Source organism: Streptomyces netropsis (genome assembly GCF_014203545.1).
Taxonomy (GTDB): Bacteria; Actinomycetota; Actinomycetes; order Streptomycetales; family Streptomycetaceae; genus Streptomyces; species Streptomyces netropsis.
The window spans coordinates 200,195-220,466 of the sequence record NZ_JACHJG010000009.1 but is presented as its reverse complement, the minus strand read 5'-3'; the positions used below and the strand labels follow the sequence as shown (position 1 = coordinate 220,466).

Genomic DNA, 20,272 nt, shown 5'->3' with positions numbered 1-20,272 from the left:
ACACCACGTCCGCCACCGCCGTGCCGCAGCGTTCACCCGGACGACACCGCGACGTCGCCGGACCACCACCGATTGTCGGTGCGGCGTGGTTCGATGGACGTATGATCGATGAATTTCTCGCAGGTGACCTGACCGATGTCGAGGAGGCCGTCCGCAAGGCGGCCGCCGCCGAGATCATGCCCCGCTTCCGGCAGCTCGCCGCGGACGAGATCGTCGAGAAGAACGGCCCGCACGACCTGGTGACCGTCGCGGACCGGCTCGCCGAGCGGCACCTGACGGCCTCTCTCACCGCCCTGCTGCCCGGCTCCGTCGTGGTCGGCGAGGAAGCCGTGCACGCCGACCTGACGCTGCTCGAGGCGCTCCGCGGCGAGGACCCCGTCTGGATCGTCGACCCCGTCGACGGCACCCGCCAGTTCGTGCACGGCGACCCCGCCTTCGCCACGCTCGTCTGCCTCGCGCACCACGGCGAGCTGCTCGCCTCGTGGACGTACGCCCCGGCGCTGGACCTGATGGCCGTCGCGCGGCGCGGCGGGGGAGCGCTGCTGGGCGGCTCGCCGCTGCGCTCCGGTTCGCCCGAGCCCGGCCGGGACCTCCAAGTGGCTGTCTCGCACTACGACTTCACCACCGACGAGGAGAAGCACGTCCTCGGGAAGCTGCTCACGGACGGCGTCGTGCCGCGCCCGTGCGGCTCGGCCGGCCTCGAGTACCTGCGGGTGGCGCAGGGTTCCCTCGACGCGGTGGCCTTCTCCTGGGAGAACGCCTGGGACCACGCGGCCGGGCTGCTGCTCGTCGCCGAGGCCGGCGGGGCGAGCGCGACCCTTACCGGGGAGCCGTTCCGGATAGCGGGCGGCAACACCCTTCCCTTCACCGCGGCGAGGGACGCCGCGACGGCCCGGCATATCCTTGATCTGCTGGCGTCCGCCGGCTGATGCGCAGGGGACGAGGGGAGTGGCGTGAGGTGCCCACGATGCTCGACGCGGTCGTCGTAGGGGCCGGGCCCAATGGGCTGACGGCCGCGGTCGAACTGGCCCGGCGGGGCCTGAGGGTCGAGGTGTTCGAAGCGGCCGGCGCGATCGGCGGCGGAGCCCGCACGGAGGAGCTGACCCTCCCCGGCTTCCGCCACGACCCGTGCTCCGCCGTGCACCCGCTCGGCGCGGGCTCGCCCGCCTTCAACGCCATGCCGCTGGGCCGGCACGGACTGGAGTGGCTGCACCCCGAGCTGCCCATGGCGCACCCCTTCCCCGACGGCACGGCCGCGGTCCTCGCCCGCAGCATCGGCGAGAGCGCCCACTCCTTCGGCCCACGCGACGCCGGCACCTACCGCAGGCTCGTCGCGCCGTTCCACGGCAAGTGGGACACGCTGGCCGCGGACTTCCTGCGCACCCAGTGGGACGGTCTGCCGCGCGACCCGGTCGGCTACGCCCGGTTCGGCCTGGTCGGCGCCCAGTCCGCCGCGCTGCTCACCCGCCGCTTCCACGACGAGAAGGCCCGCGGGCTCTTCGCCGGGCTCGCCGCGCACGGCATCGCGCCGCTCAGCGGCCTCGGGACCGGCGGCATGGCGCTGATGTTCGCGCTCGCCGCGCACGCGGGCGGCTGGCCGGTGCCGCGCGGCGGCTCGCAGTCGATCGCCGACGCGCTCGGCTCGTACCTGCGGGCGCTGGGCGGTGCCATCCACACGGACTTCGAGGCCAAGCGGCTCGACGACCTGCCGCCCGCCCGCGCGTACGTCTTCGACACCTCGCCGACGGCCCTGGCCCGGATCGCCGGCCTGGGCGACGCCTACCGCCGCCTCCGCTACGGACCGAGCGTCTTCAAGATCGACTACGCCCTGGACGGGCCGGTGCCGTGGACGGCCGAGGAGGCCCGGCGGGCCGGCACCGTCCACGTCGGCCCGACGTACGGCGAGATCTCCGCCGCCCTGCACGCTGCCCTCGACGGCCACGACCCCGCCGTCCCCTTCCTGATCACCGCCCAGCCCAGCATCGTCGACCCGTCCCGCGCCCCGGAGGGCAAGCACACCTTCTGGGTGTACGGACACGTACCGAACGGCTGGGAGGGCGACGCCACCGAGGTGATCGAGCGTCAGATCGAGCGGTTCGCACCCGGATTCCGCGATCTCGTCCTCGCCCGCGCCACCGCCGGGCCGCCGCAGCTCGCCGCCCGCAACGCCAATTACATCGGCGGCGACATCGCGACCGGCTCCGTCGCGGGTCTGCGCCTGCTGATCCGCCCGAAGCTCGCCCGCGTCCCCTACGCCACGGCCCACCCCGCCGTCTTCCTCTGCTCGTCCGCGACCCCGCCGGGCCCGGGCGTGCACGGGATGTCGGGGCACCACGCAGCGAAGGCCGTGTGGCGGCGCCTCACGGGCGGCTCCGCCGGCTGGCGGCCGGGCGGGCCGGGCCGTGACCGCGGCACCGGACAGGCCTAAGCGGCCGCGTCGAGATCGGCCATGAGGCCGGCGCGCACGGTCTCCGGGTCGGTGCCGAGCCTGCGCAGGACGCCGGCCGTCACGGCGTCCTCCGGGGCGAGGACCCCCAGCAGCACGTGCTCGACGCCGATGTGGTGGTCCTTGCGCGCCAGCGCCTCGCGCAGCGAGCGTTCCAGTGCCTTCTTGGCGCGCGGCGTGAACGGTATGTGCCCCTTGGATCCCTTCGCGCCGCCCTTGTGGCGGCCGAACGGAAACACCCGCCTGGCCTGCGGCTCCTCCTGCCGGGGCCCCAGCGCGCCCGGCCCGAACCTCTCCTCGGCGCGGGCCCGTACCGCGTCGAGGTCGATGCCGAGCGCGCGCAGTGCCTCTGCGTCGCCGCCGTCGAGGGGGCCCGCCGGTGTGAGCGTCGCACGGAGGGCGGCGTGCGTGATGCCCAGCCGCGCCAGAGTGGTGGCCCCGGGAGCCCCGGTCCGGGTCGCGATGGCCAGCAGCAGGTGCTCACTGCCGATCCAGGTGTGGGCCAGGTCGCGCGCCTCCTCCTGTGCCTGGATCACCGCGAACCGGGCCTCTTTGGTGAACCGTTCGAACATGCCTACCTCCTGGCGTGTTTCTTGTGCACTGCCTGCCTGCTGACACCCAGCGCGGCCCCGATCTCCTCCCAGGACCAGCCCTGCCGCCGTGCGCTGTCGACCTGGAGCGCCTCCAGGCGCTCGACCAGCCGCCGCAGCGCGGCGACGGCGCGCAGTCCCACATGGGGATCACCGTCCATGGCGGCCTCGGTGGTGCCGACCGCGTCCTTCGCATCCGTTCCGGCCATGCTGTCAACCTAGGATGACAAGCTCCCGGCCGTCAACCACCGTTGACAAGAGGGAGGGTGGGTGAATGACGACCCCCGTGGTCGCCCCGGCATCCATGTCGGATTTCCGCGAGCCAGAGCGGTCCCGAAGGGCGATCCTTGACTCATGCACACCGACTTCGACCGTTGCGTACGGGCCGTGCGGTCCAAGGACGCCCGCTTCGACGGATGGTTCTACACCGCCGTTCTCACCACCCGGATCTACTGCCGGCCGAGCTGTCCCGCCGTACCGCCGAAGGACCGGAACATGTCCTTCTATCCGAGCGCGGCCGCCGCCCAGCAGGCCGGCTTCCGGGCCTGCAAGCGCTGCGCGCCCGACGCCAGCCCCGGCTCACCGCGCTGGAACGAACGCGCCGACCTCGTCGCCCGCGCCATGCGGCTCATCGGCGACGGCACGGTCGACCGCGAGGGCGTCCCCGGACTCGCCGCCCGCCTCGGCTACAGCACCCGCCAGATCGAACGGCAGTTGCTCGCCGAGCTGGGTGCGGGCCCCCTCGCCCTCGCCCGCGCCCAGCGCGCCCAGACCGCGCGGATCCTCATCGAGACCAGTGAACTGCCCATGGCGGACGTCGCGTTCGCCGCAGGGTTCGCCTCCATCAGGGCCTTCAACGAGACCGTGCGCGAGGTCTTCGCGCTCGCCCCGACCGAGCTGCGCGCCCGCGCCGCCCGGGGCAACCGCCCTGCCACCCCGGGGGTTCTGACGCTCCGTCTGCCCTTCCGGGCGCCCCTGAATCCCGACAACCTCTTCGGCCACCTCGCCGCGACGGCCGTACCCGGCGTCGAGGAGTGGCGCGACGGCGCCTACCACCGCACCCTGCGGCTGCCCTACGGACACGGCACCGTCGCCCTGCGCCCGCGCCCCGACCACATCGACTGCCGGCTCGCCCTCTCCGACCAGCGCGACCTGGCGGGCGCCATCAGCCGCTGCCGTCGGCTCCTCGACCTGGACGCCGACCCCGAGGCCGTCGATACCCTGCTGGGCACCGACCCGATGCTCGCCCCCCTGGTCGACAAGGCGCCGGGGCGGCGGGTGCCCCGCACGGTGGACGCCGAGGAGTTCGCCGTACGGGCCGTGCTCGGCCAGCAGGTGTCGACCGCCGCCGCCCGCACCCTCGCCGCCCGGCTCGTCGTCGCGCACGGCGAGCCCCTCGAAACCCCGCACGGCGGCCTCACCCACCTCTTCCCCACCGCCGAGGCGCTGGCCGGCCTGGACCCCGCCGCCCTCGCCATGCCCACCGGGCGCCGCGCCACCGTCGTCCGCGTCGCCCACGCCCTCGCGAGCGGAGAGCTCGCCCTCGGCGTCGGCAGCGACTGGGAGCGGGCCCGCGCCCACCTCACCGCGCTCCCCGGCATCGGCCCCTGGACGGCGGAGATCATCGCGATGCGGGCCCTCGGCGACCCCGACGCCTTCATCCCCACGGACCTCGGCGTCCGGCGCGCCGCGGCCACCGCGGGCCTGCCCGCCACGCCCGGTGCGCTCACCCGGCACGCCGCCGCGTGGCGCCCCTGGCGCGCGTACGCCGTCCAGTACCTGTGGTCGGCCGACGATCACGCGGCGGCCCGCATGCCGTCGGCCTGAGGAGCCTGCCGGGACCGGCTGACCCGGCATGATCGTCCGGCCGACCGGCGCGCCCCCCGTGACCGCCGCCTCCGACCGCCTCCACCACGTCCCTCGTCCGCCACGACCCGAACGGAAACGCACCTCATGACCCGCGTCCACACCGTCGTCGACAGCCCCTACGGCCCGCTCACGCTCGTCGCGACCGACGGCCTCCTGTCCGGTGTCTATATGACCGACCAACGGCACCTGCCGCCCCTGGAGACCTTCGGCGAGCGGGACGGCACGCCCTTCCCCGAGGTGGTGCGCCAGCTGGAGGCCTACTTCACCGGCGCGTCCACCACCTTCGACCTCCCGCTGCACCTGGACGGCACCCCGTTCCAACGCCGCGTCTGGGAGGGGCTCCAGCGGATCGCCTTCGGCGAGACGCTCTCCTACGGAGAACTCGCGGAGCTCATCGGGGCGGCGCCGGGCGCCTCCCGCGCGGTCGGGCTCGCGAACGGCAAGAACCCCATCAGCATCATCGTTCCCTGTCACCGCGTCATCGGTGCGAACGGCAGCCTCACCGGCTACGGCGGCGGCCTGGACCGCAAGCGCCGGCTGCTGGACTTCGAGCGCGGCGCGGCCGAACCGTCCGTGCAGGACCAGCTGTTCTGAGGCGGCTCAGGTCCGGGGGCCGCCCTCGGTGTCGTCGCGGCCGCGGACGCTCTCCGCGACCCGGCGCAGCCGGGGGTGCCGCGTCGGGCCCTGCTCGGTGATCGCTTCGCCGATCATCGTGCGCATCGCGTCCCGCAGGCCGTGCGCCGCGTGATGGCGGGCGGGACCCGCGCCCGGGTCCGTGCGCAGCTCCGTCAGCAGGGACCAGCACAGCGCCAGCATCACCAGCACGAACGGCAGCGCGACCAGGATCGTCGCCGACTGGAGCGAGCCGAGCCCGCCGGCCACCAGCAGCACGGCGGCCACCGCCGCCATGAGCACCCCCCAGGTCACCACGAGCCAGGTGCGCGGGTGCAGCGCGCCCCGGCTGGAGAGCGAGCCCATCACCAGCGACGCGGAGTCCGCGCTGGTGATGAAGTACGTCATCACCAGCACCATCGCCACCCACGACACCAGCGTGGCCAGCGGCAGGGTGTCCAGCAGCGCGAACATCGACGCCTCCGCGCCCTCCGCGACCGTCCCCGCCATGTCCGCCGCGCCGGTCATGTCCAGGCGCAGCGCGCTGCCGCCCATGACGCAGAACCACACCACCGTCGCGCCGCTGGGCACCAGCAGGACGCCGACGAGGAACTCGCGGATCGTACGGCCGCGCGAGATGCGGGCGATGAACGTACCCACGAACGGGGCCCACGACAGCCACCACGCCCAGTAGAAGATCGTCCACGCGCCGAGCCACTTCGAGTCGGTGAACGCCCCCGTGCGCGTCGCCAGCACCAGCAGGTCGTGCAGATAGCCGCCGGTGGCCGCGGGGATGGTGTTGAGGATGTTGACCGTCGGCCCGAGGAGGAAGACGAAGAGCATCAGGCACGCGGCGAGCAGGATGTTGATCGTGCTCAGCCACTTCACGCCCTTGTGCAGCCCGGAGAAGGCGGACAGCACGAAGGCGCCCGACAGCCCCGCGATGATGATCAGCTCCAGGGTGGTGGAGTCCTCGACGCCGGTCGTGATGTTCAGGCCCTTCGACACCTGGAGCGCGCCCAGGCCCAGGCTGGTCGCCGTCCCGAACACGGTCGCGAAGACGGCCAGCAGGTCGATGGCCCGGCCCGGCCAGCCGTCCGCCCGCCGCTGCCCGATCAGCGGTACGAACGCCGAGCTGAGCCGGTTGCCGCGGCCCTTGCGGAAGCCGGCGTAGGCGAGGGCGAGGCCGGCCATTCCGTAGATGGCCCACGGGTGCAGGGTCCAGTGGAAGAAGGAGTACTCCAGGGCCGTCCGGGCCGCGGCGGGGGTGCCGGCGGGGATGCCGCTGCCGGGCGGCGGGGAGACGAAGTGCTGGAGCGGCTCGCCGACCCCGTAGAACATCAGGCCGATGCCCATCCCGGCGCTGAACATCATCGCGATCCACGCGAGGTTGCCGAATTCGGGCCGGTCGTCGTCCTTGCCCAGCCGGATCCGGCCGAACCGGCTCGCGGCGATGACCACGCACAGCACGAGGAAGACATCGGCCGCGATCACGAACAGCCAGGCGAAGTTCGACAGCACCCAGCCCAGGGCGGACGACGACACGCTGTCGAACGAGCGCTTGCCGAGCGCGGCCCATCCGACCACCGCCAGTACCGCGGCGCCCCCGATGGCGACGACGGCGAAGTCGGGGGGCCCGTCGTGCGGCGGCTCGGAAGGGCCGGACGGCGGGGTCGAGCCGGGCGACTCGGATGCGTCGGTGCTCATGACGCCCCACTATGGCCGGGACAGTCCCAATCGGGCGGCCTGGCACGCCGCCCGAGGGCATGGGCAACGCCATATGCCGCCGGGTAGGGTCGCTGCGGCGCGACTGCCTGTGCGCGAGCAGGCCCGGAGAACAGGGGATGCAAGGTGGCAGACGCTGCGAGGACGACCGGCACGGACGCGAACGACCGGCCGGGACCGACGATGACCGCCTCGGTGGGCCGGCCGGCGGGCACGGATGCCAGGGCGGTGCCCGGCCCGGAGGATGCCGCGGTGAGCGGCGCGGAGGGAGCGCTCCCACGGGTGCTGATCGCCGCGGACAAGTTCAAGGGCTCGCTCACGGCCGTACAGGTCGCCGATCACATCGCGGCCGGACTGCGGCGTGCGGTGCCGGGGCTGACCGTCGAGTCGCTCCCGGTCGCCGACGGCGGGGACGGCACGGTCGAGGCGGCCCTCGCGGCGGGCTTCGAGCGCCGCCAGAAGCACGTCACCGGGCCGCTGGGGGCGCCGGTCGACGCCGCGTACGCGCTGCGCGGTGAGACGGCCGTGGTGGAGATGGCCGAGGCCTCGGGCCTGCGGCACCTGCCGGAAGGCGTTTGGGCCCCGCTCACGGCCACCACGTACGGCACCGGCGAGCTGCTGCGGGCGGCGCTGGACGCGGGCGCCCGGCGCATCGTCCTCGGCGTCGGCGGCTCCGCCACCACGGATGGCGGAGCGGGGATGCTCGCAGCGCTCGGCGCCCGCTTCCTCGCCGCGGACGGGCAGCCGCTCACGCCGGGCGGCGGGCCGCTGGCCGGGCTGGTGACCGCGGACTTCTCCGGGCTGGACCCACGCCTGGCACAGACAGTCGTCACCCTCGCGAGCGACGTCGACAACCCGCTGACGGGTCCGACGGGCGCGGCGGCGGTCTACGCGCCGCAGAAGGGCGCCGACGAGGGCGACGTCGCCGAGCTGGAGACGGCCCTCGCGCACTACGCGTGGATCCTGGAACGGGCCGCCGGCCCCCAGGCGGCCGCGTACGCGCGCGCCCCGGGCGCTGGGGCCGCGGGCGGCCTCGGGTACGGGGCGCTCGTCGGACTCGGCGCGCGCTTCCGGCCGGGCATCGAGGTGATGCTCGAGGTCCTGGGCTTCGCGGCGGCGCTGGACCGGGCGGACCTGGTGATCACGGGGGAGGGGTCGCTGGACGAGCAGACCCTGCACGGCAAGGCCCCGGCGGGCGTGGCGACGGCGGCCCGCGCCCGTGGCCTGGAGGTCATCGCGGTCTGCGGCCGCCTGGCCCTCCCCCCGGAGTCCCTGGGCCGCGCGGGCATCCGCCGCGCCTACGCCCTGACCGACCTGGAACCCGACCCCGCCCGCTGCATGACCGAGGCGGCCCCCCTCCTGGAACGCACGGCCCAGCGCCTGGCCGGCGATTTTCTGACGTAACCCACCGCCACACCGGCCGCTACGCCGACTGTCCGCACCACCGCTGCGCGGCGGTGTCCTCAAGCGCCGGACGGGCTGCTGTGCTGTGTCCTCAAGCGCCGGACGGGCTGGTATGGCTGAGCCCAGCCGGAATCGAGCCCGTCCGGCGATTGAGGACGCGCCCGCAGGGCGCCCGCCGCCGCAGGCGGCAAGACGGGCCGGTAGCCGAAAATACCGCCGGCCAGGCGAGAGGCGCCCGCCGCCGCAGGCGGCAAGACGGGCAGGTAGCCGAGGGAACCCCTACCGCCAACGACAAACGACGTGGGGCCCGGGCGATCACATCGCCCGGGCCCCACGTCGTTGTCCCGTTACTACAGGCGCTACCGCGCCTACCGCGCAGCCGCTCGCGCCTCGCGGCGGTTGTCGCGGAAGGTGTTCACCCGGCGGGCCGTCGCGAAGAGCGGGATGACCGCGCCGAGGACGACCTGGAGGGCACAGCCGGTCTGCAGGAGCAGCTCGCCGCCGGGGGCGTCGAAGGCCCACGCGGCCAGCAGGCCCATGCTGAGCACGATCCAGCTGAGCATCGCCACCGCCAGGCGGCCCCGCGGCTTGGGGTACTCGACCCGGCTCACCATCAGCCACGCCACGCCCACGATCGCGAGCAGCGTCGGGACGAAGGGCAGCTCCAGGAGCACGATCGAGACCACCGTCAGCGCCCCGAAGGGACTCGGCATCCCCTGGAAGATCCCGTCCCGCAGCTGGACGCACGAGAAGCGCGCCAGTCGCAGGACGACCGCGAGCAGCACCACGATCGCCGCCACCGCCGAGACCCGCTGGTGCGCGTCGTCGGCGACCATGCCCCACACGACCACGAAGTACGCGGGCGCCAGCCCGAAGCTGATCAGGTCGGAGAGGTTGTCCAGCTCCGCGCCCATCGCCGAGCTGCGGAGCTTGCGCGCCACGAGCCCGTCGAACAGGTCGAAGACCGATGCGAGGAGCATCAGTATCACCGCGGTGGCCGCGCTGTGGCGGGCCATGCCGCCGTCCTCGTTGCCCGTCAGATGCGGGATGAGGACGCCGGTGGTGGTGAAGTACACCGCCATGAAGCCACAGATCGCGTTACCCAGCGTGAGGGTGTCCGCTATTGACAGCCGGGTCGACAGCGGCATGTCGTCCGTGTCGTCGGCCTCCACCTCGGGCACCCAGGAGGTCTGTGTCTCCGGATCAATCACGGTCAAGGCGTGTCACCCCTGCCGTGGTGGCCTGGCCGACCTCGACCGCGACCTCGACACCCTCCGGGAGGTAGATGTCGACGCGCGAGCCGAAGCGGATCAGGCCGATCCGTTCGCCCTGCTCCACCTTCGTGTCCTGCGGCACGTAGGGGACGATGCGACGGGCGACGGCGCCGGCGATCTGCACCATCTCGATGTCACCGAGCTCGGTGTCGAAGTGCCAGACGACGCGCTCGTTGTTCTCGCTCTCCTTGTTGAACGCCGGGATGAACCCGCCGGGGATGTGCTCCACGGACGTCACCGTGCCGGCCAGCGGCGCGCGGTTGACGTGGACGTTCAGCGGGCTCATGAAGATCGCGACGCGGGTGCGCCCGTCCTTCCACGGCATGATGCTCTGCACCACGCCGTCGGCAGGGGAGATGACTCGCCCGCGCGTGATCTCGCGCTCGGGGTCGCGGAAGAACCACAGCATGCCCGCCGCGAGCGCGGTGGTGGGCACGGCCAGCGCCGCCCAGCGACCGGAGCGCCGGGCGCGGGTGAGGCTGACCGCCGCGGTGGCGACGGTCGGGAGGAGCCACGGCGATGCTCCGCGCGCAAGGCGGACGCGGCCGCGTGGTGCAGAGGAAGAGCTGTGGGGCATGGATGACCTTCGTGGCGGAGGGTGCCGCGTAACGATTGGGGGACGGCGGCTTTCCGGGGATGGTATCGGTTGCGGGCGGCAACTGGGCAAGCGCCAGGGCCAGTCCGTGGCCGAACGCCGATGACAGGGTGTGATCTTCTTCTCTATCAAAACACCCCTAACCGGACATTTATCCCTGGATTCGGTACTCCTCGAGTAGCCGGCGGCCGATGATCATTTTCTGGATCTCAGCGGTACCTTCACCGATCAGCAGCATCGGCGCCTCACGGTAGAGGCGCTCGATCTCGTACTCCTTGGAGAAGCCGTAGCCCCCGTGGATACGGAAGGCGTCCTCGACTACCTCCTTGCAGTACTCGGAGGCCAGGTACTTGGCCATTCCTGCTTCGAGGTCGTTGCGCTGGCCCGAGTCCTTCTTCCGGGCCGCATTCACCATCATCGCATGCGCCGCTTCGACCTTTGTCCCCATTTCGGCCAGTTTGAATTGAATGGCCTGATGTTGGGCGATCGGTTTTCCGAAAGTGTGACGTTGCTGCGCGTACGAGACGCCCAGCTCGAAAGCGCGCTGAGCGACGCCGCAACCACGCGCCGCGACGTTCACCCGCCCCACCTCGACGCCGTCCATCATTTGGTAGAAGCCCCGGCCGGTGGCCCCGCCGAGCACCCGATCGGCCGGAACGCGCAGTCCGTCCATGATCAGCTCGGTGGTGTCGACACCCTTGTAGCCCATCTTGTCGATCTTGCCGGGAATGGTCAGCCCCGGCTTGACCTGGCCGAATCCCGGCTCCTTCTCGATCAGGAAGGTGGTCATCGACTTATGCGGGGCGGTCCCCTCGGGGTGGCCCTCGTCCGTCCGGCACAGCACCGCGACCAGGGTCGAGGAGCCACCGTTGGTGAGCCACATCTTCTGGCCGTTCAGGACGTAGTCGTCCCCGTCGCGCACGCCCTTGGATGTGATGGCGGACACATCCGAGCCCAGGCCCGGCTCCGACATCGAGAAGGCGCCCCGGACGTCACCCGTGGCCATCCGCGGCAGGAAGTACTCCCGCTGCTCCTGGGTCCCGTGCTGCTTGAGCATGTACGCGACGATGAAGTGCGTATTGATGATCCCGGACACACTCATCCAGCCGCGGGCGATCTCCTCGACGCACAACGCGTATGTGAGAAGGGACTCACCGAGGCCGCCGTACTCCTCCGGGATCATCAGACCGAACAGCCCGAGTTCCTTGAGGCCCTCGACTATCCGCGTGGGGTATTCGTCACGGTGCTCCAGCTCGGTCGCGACCGGGATGATCTCTTTGTCGACGAATTCACGGACGGTGGCGAGGATTTCCCGCTGGACGTCCGTCAGCCCGTCGGTCTGCGCGAGGCGGCCCATCTCACTTCTCCCGGACGATCGGCTCGGGGCGGCCGGGCTGTTCCCCGCCGCGCTCCTTGATGTATGTGGCGGTGGGGACCATCACCTTGCGCCGGAAGACGCAGACGACGGTGCCGTCCTGCTTGTAGCCCTTGGTCTCGACGTGGACGATGCCGCGGTCGCTCTTGGACTTCGACGGCGTCTTGTCCAGCACGGTCGTCTCGCCGTAGATCGTGTCGCCGTGGAAGGTCGGCGCGATGTGCTTCAGCGACTCGACCTCCAGATTGGCGATCGCCTTGCCCGAGACATCGGGGACGGACATGCCCAGCAGCAGCGAGTAGATGTAATTGCCCACCACGACGTTCCGGCCGAAATCGGTCGTCTTCTCCGCGTAGTTGGCATCCATGTGCAGCGGGTGATGATTCATCGTGAGCAGACAGAAGAGGTGGTCGTCGTATTCGGTGACCGTCTTGCCGGGCCAGTGCTTGTACACATCGCCGACGGTGAACTCCTCGAAGGTGCGGCCGAACTGCATGGTGCTCACGCCTCCGGGATCTCGAACTTGGAGTGACGGGTCATACCGGCCGCGCGGCCCTTGCCCGCGACGACGAGCGCCATCTTCCGGCTGGCCTCGTCGATCATCTCGTCGCCGAGCATCGCCGAGCCCTTCTTGCCGCCGGCCTCGGACGTGCAGTAGTCGTACGCGTCGAGGATCAGCTCGGCGTGGTCGTAGTCCTCCTGCGAGGGGGAGAAGACCTCGTTGGCCAGCTCGACCTGGCCCGGGTGCAGCACCCACTTGCCGTCGAAGCCCAGCGCCGCCGCGCGCCCGGCGACCTCGCGGTAGCCGTCCTCGTTGCGGATCTGCAGGTACGGGCCGTCGATCGCCTGGAGGTCGTTGGCGCGGGCCGCCATCAGGATCCGCATGAGGATGTAGTGGTAGGCGTCCGCGGAGTAGCCGGGCGGCTGCTCGCCGACGACCAGGGACTTCATGTTGATGGAGGCCATGAAGTCGGCCGGGCCGAAGACGATGGTCTCCAGGCGCGGCGAGGCGGCGGCGATGTCGTCGACGTTCACCAGGCCCTTGGCGTTCTCGATCTGCGCCTCGATGCCGATGCGGCCGACCTCGAAGCCCATGGTCTTCTCGATCTGCGTCAGCAGCAGGTCGAGGGAGACGATCTGCTGGGCGTCCTGCACCTTCGGCAGCATGATGCAGTCGAGGTTCGGCCCGGCCCCCTCGACGACGGTGATGACGTCCCGGTACGTCCAGTGCGTGGTCCAGTCGTTGACCCGGACGACCCTGGTCTTGCCCGTCCAGTCGCCGTTGTTCAGCGCGTCGACGATCGTGTGCCGTGCGCCCTCCTTGGCCAGCGGTGCGCAGGCGTCCTCCAGGTCCAGGAAGACCTGGTCGGCGGGGAGGCCCTGGGCCTTCTCCAGGAAGCGCGGGTTACTGCCGGGGACGGCGAGGCAGGAGCGGCGCGGACGCAGGCGGTTGACGGGGCCGGCGGCAATACCAGTCATGCGGAGACCTCCAGAGGGTCGAGCTTGTTCGCTTTCCGGATCTCGTCGACGATACGGCCGATGATCTCCGTGATTCCGAAGTCCTTGGGTGTGAAGACGGCCGCGACACCGGCCGCCCGCAGGGCGGTGGCGTCGGCCGAGGGGATGATGCCACCGACGATCACGGGCATGTCGTCGGCACCGGTGGCCCGCAGCCGGGTCAGTACGTCCGGTACCAGCTCGGCGTGCGAGCCGGAGAGGATCGACAGGCCGACGCAGTGCACGTCCTCGGCGACGGCCGCCGAGACGATCTGCTCCGGGGTGAGCCGGATGCCCTGGTAGACCACCTCGAAGCCGGCGTCGCGGGCCCGTACGGCGATCTGCTCGGCGCCGTTGGAGTGCCCGTCCAGGCCCGGCTTGCCCACCAGCAGGCGCAGCTTGCCGCTGCCCAGCTCGTCGGCGGTCCGGGCGACCTTCTCGCGGACCACGGCGAGCGGGGTGCCCGCCTCGGCGGTGACCGCCACCGGGGCGCTGCTGACGCCCGTGGGAGCCCGGAACTCGCCGAAGACGTCCCGCAGGGCCCAGGACCACTCCCCGGTCGTCACGCCGGCGCGCACGCACTCCAGCGTGGCCGCCATCAGGTTCTCCGAGCCCGCCGCCGCCTTCTTCAGCGCCGACAGCGACTCCTGGGCCCGGCCCTCGTCGCGGTTGTCGCGCCAGGAGTGCAGAGCCGCCACCACGCGCGCCTCGTTCGCCGGGTCGACCGTCATGATCGCGGCGTCGAGGTCGGCGGTGAGCGGGTTGGGCTCGGTGGACTCGTAGCAGTTGACGCCGACGATCTTCTCCTCGCCGGCCTCGATCCGGGCCCGCCGCTCGGCGTGCGAGGAGACCAGCCGGGACTTCAGATAGCCGGACTCGACGGCCGCCATCGCGCCGCCCATCTCCTCGATCCGCGCCATCTCCGCCAGGCACTCGGTGACCAGCGCCGCGACCTTGGCCTCGATGACGTGCGACCCGGCGAAGATGTCCTCGTACTCCAGCAGGTCGCTCTCGTGCGCGAGGACCTGCTGGATGCGCAGGGACCACTGCTGGTCCCAGGGGCGCGGCAGCCCCAGCGCCTCGTTCCAGGCGGGCAGCTGCACGGCCCGGGCGCGGGCGTCCTTGGAGAGGGTGACGGCCAGCATCTCCAGGACGATGCGCTGGACGTTGTTCTCCGGCTGCGCCTCGGTCAGCCCGAGGGAGTTGACCTGGACGCCGTAGCGGAAGCGGCGCTGCTTGGGGTTCTCGATGCCGTACCGCTCCCGGGTGACCTGGTCCCAGATGCGGCCGAAGGCGCGCATCTTGCACATCTCCTCGACGAACCGGACCCCGGCGTTGACGAAGAAGGAGATCCGGGCGACGACATCGCCCTTGCGCTCCTCGGGCACCTGGCCGGAGGCGAACACCGCGTCGAGCACGGCGATCGCCGTGGACATCGCGTACGAGATCTCCTGGACCGGTGTGGCCCCCGCCTCCTGGAGGTGGTAGCTGCAGATGTTGATCGGGTTCCACTTGGGGATGTTGTTCACCGTGTAGGTGATCATGTCCGTCGTCAGCCGGAGGCTCGGACCCGGCGGGAAGACGTGCGTCCCGCGCGAGAGGTACTCCTTGACGATGTCGTTCTGGGTCGTCCCGGACAGCTGGGTGATGTCGGCGCCCTGCTCCTCCGCGACCACCTGATACATCGCCAGCAGCCACATGGCCGTGGCGTTGATGGTCATGGAGGTGTTCATCTGTTCCAGCGGGATGTCCTGGAACAGCCGCCGCATGTCCCCGAGGTGGGAGACCGGCACCCCGACCCGCCCGACCTCGCCGCGGGCGAGGATGTGGTCGGGGTCGTAACCGGTCTGCGTCGGGAGGTCGAACGCGACCGAGAGGCCGGTCTGGCCCTTGGCGAGGTTGCGTCGGTAGAGCTGATTGGACGCCTCGGCCGTGGAATGCCCGGCGTAGGTCCGCATCAGCCACGGACGATCCTTCTGACGCTCAGTCATGTGGTCTTCGGCTTTCGATGATCAGACGGCGCGGATTCGGATGTGCGGGGGGTCAAACATTCCTGAAGCGGTTGATGGCTTCGATGTGCTGCTCACGCATCTCCGGGTCGCGCACGCCCATCCCCTCCTCGGGGGCCAGCGCGAGCACGCCGACCTTGCCCTGGTGGAGGTTGCGGTGCACGTCGTACGCGGCCTGCCCGGTCTCCGCCAGGGTGTAGGTCTTGGAGAGGGTGGGGTGGATCTTCCCCTTGGCGATGAGGCGGTTGGCCTCCCACGCCTCGCGGTAGTTGGCGAAGTGCGAGCCCACGATCTTCTTCAGCGACATCCACAGATAGCGGTTGTCGTACTCGTGGTTGTAGCCCGACGTCGAGGCGCAGGTGACGATCGTGCCGCCCTTGCGGGTGACGTACACCGACGCGCCGAAGGTCTCGCGGCCCGGGTGCTCGAAGACGATGTCGACGTCCTCGCCGCCGGTCAGCTCGCGGATGCGCTTGCCGAAGCGCTTCCACTCGCGCTGGTCCTGGTGGTGCTCGTCCTTCCAGAACCGGTAGCCCTCGGCGTTGCGGTCGATGACCGCCTCGGCGCCCATCCGCCGGCAGATCTCGGCCTTCTCCGGGCTGGAGACCACACAGATCGGATTGGCCCCGCCGGCCAGCGCGAACTGCGTGGCGTAGCTGCCGAGTCCACCGCTCGCGCCCCAGATCAGGACGTTGTCGCCCTGCTTCATCCCGGCGCCGTTACGGGAGACGAGCTGCCGGTACGCGGTGGAGTTGACCAGCCCGGGGGCCGCGGCCTCCTCCCAGCTGAGGTGGCGGGGCTTCGGCATCAGCTGGTTGGACTTCACGAGCGCGATCTCGGCCAGGCCGCCGAAGTTGGTCTCGAAGCCCCAGATGCGCTGCTCGGGGTCGAGCATCGTGTCGTTGTGCCCGTCGGCGGACTCCAGCTCGACGGACAGACAGTGCGCGACGACCTCGTCCCCGGGCCGCCAGGCGTTGACGCCGGGGCCGGTGCGCAGCACCACGCCCGCCAGGTCGGAGCCGATGACGTGGTACGGCAGATCGTGCCGCTTGGCGAGCGGGGACAGCTTCCCGTAGCGCTCGAGGAAGGCGAAGGTCGAGACGGGCTCGAAGATCGAGGTCCAGACGGAGTTGTAGTTCACCGAGCTGGCCATGACGGCCACCAGGGCCTCGCCGGGGCCCAGTTCGGGCACCGGCACCTCCTCCACGTGCAGGGACTTGCGGGGATCCTTCTCCCGCGTGGAGAGGCCGGCGAACATCTCGGCCTCGTCCTTGTGCACGGTCACCGCGCGGTAGGACTCGGGGAGGGGCAGGGCGGCGAAGTCTTCGGCCGAAACCGCGGCGGAGCCGCTGTCGGGCGCAGTCGACGCGAGAATCGCGTCCAGGATGTGGTTCACGGTGTGGCCTCCGGCGAAGCGCGTTGTGGGAACGGCTTGAGGGAACGTCGGGGGTGGTGCAGAGGCGGTGCCGTCGGTTCGGCGGGTGGTGCTCGGCTGCGCGGGTGAGCGCTTGCGGTATCGCCCAGCGGTGACTGGGGAGCCTGTGACGCAGGCGTCCGGGCGCACAAGGTGCTTGTGGGGACAGCCGACGCGCGACGGTTGTGTCAGACGCGCCGGCCGCCCGGACACCCACAAGGTATGGCACCGCGTGCCACTGGACAAGACACTGGGTGCCAACAATTTCTCTCAGATGTCATCCGCAGGGCACGTATGAGCAACATGACAACCGACAAAGGCCGCCCCGAAGGACGGCCTTTGTGGTGGTTCCGTAGGAAATATGCGCTGTGGGTATCCGGGTGGATGTGCGGGAACGCGCGGTCAGTTCTTCTTGAGCGCCTTCTCGATCGCGCGCATGACCTCGTCGAGCGGGGCGTCCGTACGGGCCACCGTGACCAGCACCTCGCCCTCGGCGCCCGCGGTCCGCGCCGTGGCGGCCGGCCCGCTCGCCGGGGTGCCGGCCGAGGTGGTGCGACCTGCGCCGATGCCCGAGCCGAAGGTGTCCCGCACGATGGCGAAGGCGTGATCGAGCTGGGCCTCCACATCGCCCTCCCCGCCACCGCGCAGCCAGCGCCGCAGCACGTGGTTGTGCGCGGTGACCACGGCCGAGGCGGCGACCTCGGCGAGCAGCGGATCGTCGTCGCCCACGTGGTGGGCGCTCTCGTCGAAATGGCCGAGAAGGTACCGGGTGAACAGCCGCTCGTAGCGGGCCACCGAGGCGATCTCGCGCTCCCGCAGGGCGGGCACCTCGCGCGTCAGGCGGTAGCGCTCGACGGAGACCGCGGGGGAGGCCGCGTACATCCGCATGACCTCCTTGATGCCCCGGCAGACGGTGTCCAGCGGGTTCTCCTGCGGCGGAGCGGCGTCCAGCACCCCGGCGGCCCGGACGAGCGTGTCGTCGTGGTCGGGGAAGATGGCCTCTTCCTTGGAACGGAAGTGGCGGAAGAAGGTGCGGCGGGCGACACCGGCCGCGGCCGCGATCTCGTCGACGGTCGTCGCCTCGTAGCCCTTCGTCGCGAACAACTCCATGGCGGCCGCCGCGAGTTTGCGGCGCATGGTGAGCCGCTGGGCGGCGGCACGGCGGGTGCCGGTGCTCCCGGAGCCTTCCGCGGACTCCTTCTTGGTAGGGCGCGACGGTCTAGCGGGCTTTACGGGCTGGGACATGTGGGGAACGTAACACGCGTCCGTATGGCTGTGCCGGGGCGGACTGCCGACCGGTTCGAGCAGTCCGCCCCACCCCACCCCCTGATCGGGCACGGCCGGATCAGCGCCGGGCGTACTCACGGAAGCCGCGGCCCGTCTTGCGTCCCAGGCAGCCCGCCGCCACCAGGTGCTCCAACAGCGGCGCGGGCGCGAGCCCCGGGTCGCGGAACTCGCGGTGCAGCACCTTCTCGATGGCCAGGGAGACATCGAGGCCCACGACGTCGAGCAGTTCGAAGGGCCCCATCGGATAGCCGCCGCCGAGCTTCATCGCCGCGTCGATGTCGTCCAGCGTCGCGTAGTGCTCCTGCACCATCTTGATCGCGTTGTTGAGGTAGGGGAACAACAGCGCGTTGACGATGAACCCGGCCCGGTCGCCGCAGTCCACCGGGTGCTTGCGGACCGCCGCGCACACCGCGCGGACGGTGGCGTGCGCCTCGTCGGAGGTCAGCACCGTACGGACCACCTCGACCAGCTTCATCGCCGGTGCCGGGTTGAAGAAGTGCATGCCGACGACGTCCTGCGGGCGCGAGGTGGCGCGGGCGCAGGCGATGACGGGCAGGGACGAGGTGGTCGTGGCCAGCACCGCGCCCGGCTTGCAGACCTTGTCGAGCGTGGCGAAGAGCTGCTGCTTGACCGCCAGGTCCTCGGCGACCGCCTCGACCGCCAGATCGACCTCCGCGAACGCGTCGAGCGAGCCCGCCGGGGTGATCGCCGCGAGCGCCGCGTCCCGGGCCTGTGCCGTCAGCCGGCCCTTGTCCACCGAGCGGGCGAGGGACTTCGCGACCCGGGCCTTCGCCGCCTCGGCCTTCTCCGGCGAGCGCGCCGCGAGCACCACCTGGTACCCGGCCTTGGCGAAGACCTCGGCGATGCCGCTCGCCATCGTCCCGGAACCGGCGACGCCGACCGACGTCACCACCTGCGCGCCCGCCGCCTCGTGCCGGGTGCCCGGGGTCTGTGCGTCCGTGACGACGGTGGCCGAGCCGGGCGTCTCGTACGTGTAGAAGCCGCGGCCCGACTTGCGGCCGGTCAGCCCCGCCTCGGCGAGCTGGCCGAGGATCGGCGCGGGGGCGTGCAGCCGGTCGCGGGAGGCGGTGTACATCGCCTCCAGGACGGTGCGGGCGGTGTCGATGCCGATCAGGTCCAGCAGTGCGAGCGGCCCCATCGGCAGGCCGCAGCCCAGCTTCATCGCCGCGTCGATGTCCTCGCGGGTGGCGTACCGCGCCTCGTACATCGCGGCCGCCTGGTTGAGATAGCCGAACAGCAGCCCGTCGGCCACGAATCCGGGCCGGTCGCCGACCGCGACCGGCTCCTTGCCCAGCTCGCGGGCGAGATCGGTGACGGCGGTGACGGCGGCCGGCGCGGTGAGCACCGAGGAGACGATCTCGACCAGCTTCATCGCCGGCGCCGGGTTGAAGAAGTGCAGCCCGAGCACGCGCTCGGGGCGGGCGGAGTCGGCGGCGAGGCGGGTCACCGACAGGGCGTTGGTGCCCGTCGCCAGGATGGTGTCGGGCCGCACGATCGCGTCGAGCGCGGTGAAGACGTCGTGCTTGAGGGCGTAGTCCTCCGGCACGACCTCGATCACCAGATCGGCGTCGGCGGCGGCCGTCAGTTCGCGGGAGGTGCGGAAGCGGGCCAGCGCGGCCCGCCGCTCCGTCTCGGTGATCCGCTCGCGTCGCACCGCGCGGGCGGTGGCGGCGTCGAGGGCGGCCGTGGCCTGCGCGGCGGCGGCTTCGCGGATGTCGATGCCGACGACCTCGCGGCCGGCCAGCACCAGCACCTCGGCGATGCCGGTGCCCATGGTGCCGAGGCCGATCACGGCGACGGTCCCCAGCCCGGGCGCGGGCAGGGGGGAGGAGGGGGACAGAGGGGACGGCTCAGGGCTGGACGTACGGTCCATCGCGAGACTCCAGGATGTGTTCCCGTGCGCAGGGGGATGTCGAAGGAGGGGCCCCTGGCCGGGCTGCGGCGACTGAGGATTTTCCGGGCACGGGTAAGGAACGCCCACGGAAAGGGAGTTGTGCGACCGGCCGGCCCTGTCCCGGGGCCGTGCCGTACTCGAAGCGCCGAACCGACGAACCGCCATCGAGAGTGCTGAACAAGAGTGCTGAAGCCGCTGCGGCGGCTGCGTCACCAGGCCGCCGAGCAGGTGTGCTGCTCTTGTCCGGGAGATTAACTCAC

17 protein-coding genes are annotated in these 20,272 nt (G+C 71.4%); 5 read left to right on the top strand and 12 right to left on the bottom strand.

Going from position 1 to position 20,272, the window contains the following annotated elements:
* Positions 1-101 precede the first annotated feature (101 nt).
* Together FHS38_RS21995 and FHS38_RS21990 are read left to right on the top strand one after the other, a co-directional pair.
* Complete coding sequence (locus FHS38_RS21995; RefSeq protein ID WP_184735959.1) at positions 102-929, top strand: inositol monophosphatase family protein; 828 nt, start codon at positions 102-104, stop codon at positions 927-929.
* Entirely contained in the window at positions 929-2,428 is a 1,500-nt protein-coding gene (locus tag FHS38_RS21990; protein WP_184735957.1) for a phytoene desaturase family protein, read from the top strand. Before FHS38_RS21995 ends, FHS38_RS21990 begins: the two co-directional genes overlap by 1 nt.
* Here the strand turns inward: FHS38_RS21990 and FHS38_RS21985 are convergent.
* A complete protein-coding gene (locus tag FHS38_RS21985) occupies positions 2,425-3,018 on the bottom strand; it encodes a Clp protease N-terminal domain-containing protein (protein WP_184735955.1) in 594 nt (197 codons plus the stop codon). The genes FHS38_RS21990 and FHS38_RS21985 overlap by 4 nt on opposite strands.
* A gap of 2 nt (positions 3,019-3,020) precedes the next feature.
* On the bottom strand, positions 3,021-3,245 hold the full coding sequence (locus FHS38_RS21980) for a helix-turn-helix domain-containing protein (RefSeq protein WP_184735953.1): 225 nt from the start codon (positions 3,243-3,245) through the stop codon (positions 3,021-3,023).
* Positions 3,246-3,390: 145 nt separating this feature from the next.
* Between FHS38_RS21980 and FHS38_RS21975 the strand changes: the two genes are divergently transcribed.
* Both FHS38_RS21975 and FHS38_RS21970 read left to right on the top strand, forming a co-directional pair.
* Complete coding sequence (locus FHS38_RS21975) at positions 3,391-4,863, top strand: AlkA N-terminal domain-containing protein (protein ID WP_184735952.1); 1,473 nt, start codon at positions 3,391-3,393, stop codon at positions 4,861-4,863.
* Positions 4,864-4,989: 126 nt separating this feature from the next.
* The gene (locus tag FHS38_RS21970) at positions 4,990-5,499 is read left to right on the top strand and encodes a methylated-DNA--[protein]-cysteine S-methyltransferase (RefSeq protein ID WP_184735950.1); all 510 of its coding nucleotides are present in this window, start codon (positions 4,990-4,992) and stop codon (positions 5,497-5,499) included.
* 6 nt (positions 5,500-5,505) lie between these two features.
* On the opposite strand, the gene FHS38_RS21965 is transcribed toward FHS38_RS21970, so the two are convergent.
* Positions 5,506-7,224, bottom strand: coding sequence for a BCCT family transporter (locus tag FHS38_RS21965; protein ID WP_184735948.1), 1,719 nt, complete (start codon positions 7,222-7,224; stop codon positions 5,506-5,508).
* Between the two features lie 144 nt (positions 7,225-7,368).
* On the opposite strand from FHS38_RS21965, the gene FHS38_RS21960 reads away from it, so the two are divergent.
* Positions 7,369-8,646 (top strand): glycerate kinase, encoded by a 1,278-nt coding sequence (locus tag FHS38_RS21960; RefSeq protein WP_229822588.1) that lies wholly within the window; start codon positions 7,369-7,371, stop codon positions 8,644-8,646.
* A 368-nt stretch (positions 8,647-9,014) separates the two neighbouring features.
* On the opposite strand, the gene pssA is transcribed toward FHS38_RS21960, so the two are convergent.
* The 9 genes from pssA to FHS38_RS21915 all read right to left on the bottom strand — a co-directional run bounded on the left by pssA (position 9,015) and on the right by FHS38_RS21915 (position 19,991).
* Positions 9,015-9,863, bottom strand: coding sequence for a CDP-diacylglycerol--serine O-phosphatidyltransferase (pssA, locus tag FHS38_RS21955; protein ID WP_184735946.1), 849 nt, complete (start codon positions 9,861-9,863; stop codon positions 9,015-9,017).
* Positions 9,850-10,497, bottom strand: a complete 648-nt coding sequence (locus FHS38_RS21950; RefSeq protein WP_130881506.1) for a phosphatidylserine decarboxylase — start codon at positions 10,495-10,497, stop codon at positions 9,850-9,852. Before FHS38_RS21950 ends, pssA begins: the two co-directional genes overlap by 14 nt.
* 169 nt (positions 10,498-10,666) lie before the next feature.
* Positions 10,667-11,872, bottom strand: a complete 1,206-nt coding sequence (locus FHS38_RS21945; protein ID WP_184735944.1) for an acyl-CoA dehydrogenase family protein — start codon at positions 11,870-11,872, stop codon at positions 10,667-10,669.
* Between the two features lies 1 nt (position 11,873).
* Positions 11,874-12,386, bottom strand: coding sequence for a MaoC family dehydratase (locus FHS38_RS21940; protein ID WP_130881945.1), 513 nt, complete (start codon positions 12,384-12,386; stop codon positions 11,874-11,876).
* Between the two features lie 5 nt (positions 12,387-12,391).
* Positions 12,392-13,369: an HpcH/HpaI aldolase/citrate lyase family protein gene (locus FHS38_RS21935; RefSeq protein ID WP_130881504.1), complete on the bottom strand. Its 978-nt coding sequence runs from the start codon at positions 13,367-13,369 to the stop codon at positions 12,392-12,394.
* Complete coding sequence (locus FHS38_RS21930; protein WP_184735942.1) at positions 13,366-15,378, bottom strand: ethylmalonyl-CoA mutase; 2,013 nt, start codon at positions 15,376-15,378, stop codon at positions 13,366-13,368. Before FHS38_RS21930 ends, FHS38_RS21935 begins: the two co-directional genes overlap by 4 nt.
* A 52-nt stretch (positions 15,379-15,430) precedes the next feature.
* On the bottom strand, positions 15,431-16,792 hold the full coding sequence (gene ccrA, locus FHS38_RS21925) for a crotonyl-CoA carboxylase/reductase (RefSeq protein ID WP_373301827.1): 1,362 nt from the start codon (positions 16,790-16,792) through the stop codon (positions 15,431-15,433).
* A gap of 420 nt (positions 16,793-17,212) precedes the next feature.
* The gene (locus FHS38_RS21920) at positions 17,213-18,055 is read right to left on the bottom strand and encodes a TetR family transcriptional regulator (protein WP_184735940.1); all 843 of its coding nucleotides are present in this window, start codon (positions 18,053-18,055) and stop codon (positions 17,213-17,215) included.
* A gap of 100 nt (positions 18,056-18,155) precedes the next feature.
* Positions 18,156-19,991 (bottom strand): 3-hydroxyacyl-CoA dehydrogenase family protein, encoded by a 1,836-nt coding sequence (locus tag FHS38_RS21915; RefSeq protein WP_184735939.1) that lies wholly within the window; start codon positions 19,989-19,991, stop codon positions 18,156-18,158.
* Positions 19,992-20,272 lie beyond the last annotated feature (281 nt).

Excerpts from the sequence above, each read along its gene's own strand:
- FHS38_RS21995 (WP_184735959.1), top strand. The coding sequence starts at position 102 with ATGATCGATGAATTTCTCGCAGGTGACCTGACCGATGTCGAGGAGGCC.
- FHS38_RS21990 (WP_184735957.1), top strand. The coding sequence starts at position 929 with ATGCGCAGGGGACGAGGGGAGTGGCGTGAGGTGCCCACGATGCTCGAC.
- FHS38_RS21985 (WP_184735955.1), bottom strand. The coding sequence starts at position 3,018 with ATGTTCGAACGGTTCACCAAAGAGGCCCGGTTCGCGGTGATCCAGGCA.
- FHS38_RS21980 (WP_184735953.1), bottom strand. The coding sequence starts at position 3,245 with ATGGCCGGAACGGATGCGAAGGACGCGGTCGGCACCACCGAGGCCGCC.
- FHS38_RS21975 (WP_184735952.1), top strand. The coding sequence starts at position 3,391 with ATGCACACCGACTTCGACCGTTGCGTACGGGCCGTGCGGTCCAAGGAC.
- FHS38_RS21970 (WP_184735950.1), top strand. The coding sequence starts at position 4,990 with ATGACCCGCGTCCACACCGTCGTCGACAGCCCCTACGGCCCGCTCACG.
- FHS38_RS21965 (WP_184735948.1), bottom strand. The coding sequence starts at position 7,224 with ATGAGCACCGACGCATCCGAGTCGCCCGGCTCGACCCCGCCGTCCGGC.
- FHS38_RS21950 (WP_130881506.1), bottom strand. The coding sequence starts at position 10,497 with ATGCCCCACAGCTCTTCCTCTGCACCACGCGGCCGCGTCCGCCTTGCG.
- FHS38_RS21945 (WP_184735944.1), bottom strand. The coding sequence starts at position 11,872 with ATGGGCCGCCTCGCGCAGACCGACGGGCTGACGGACGTCCAGCGGGAA.
- FHS38_RS21940 (WP_130881945.1), bottom strand. The coding sequence starts at position 12,386 with ATGCAGTTCGGCCGCACCTTCGAGGAGTTCACCGTCGGCGATGTGTAC.
- FHS38_RS21935 (WP_130881504.1), bottom strand. The coding sequence starts at position 13,369 with ATGACTGGTATTGCCGCCGGCCCCGTCAACCGCCTGCGTCCGCGCCGC.
- FHS38_RS21930 (WP_184735942.1), bottom strand. The coding sequence starts at position 15,378 with ATGACTGAGCGTCAGAAGGATCGTCCGTGGCTGATGCGGACCTACGCC.
- FHS38_RS21920 (WP_184735940.1), bottom strand. The coding sequence starts at position 18,055 with ATGTCCCAGCCCGTAAAGCCCGCTAGACCGTCGCGCCCTACCAAGAAG.
- FHS38_RS21915 (WP_184735939.1), bottom strand. The coding sequence starts at position 19,991 with ATGGACCGTACGTCCAGCCCTGAGCCGTCCCCTCTGTCCCCCTCCTCC.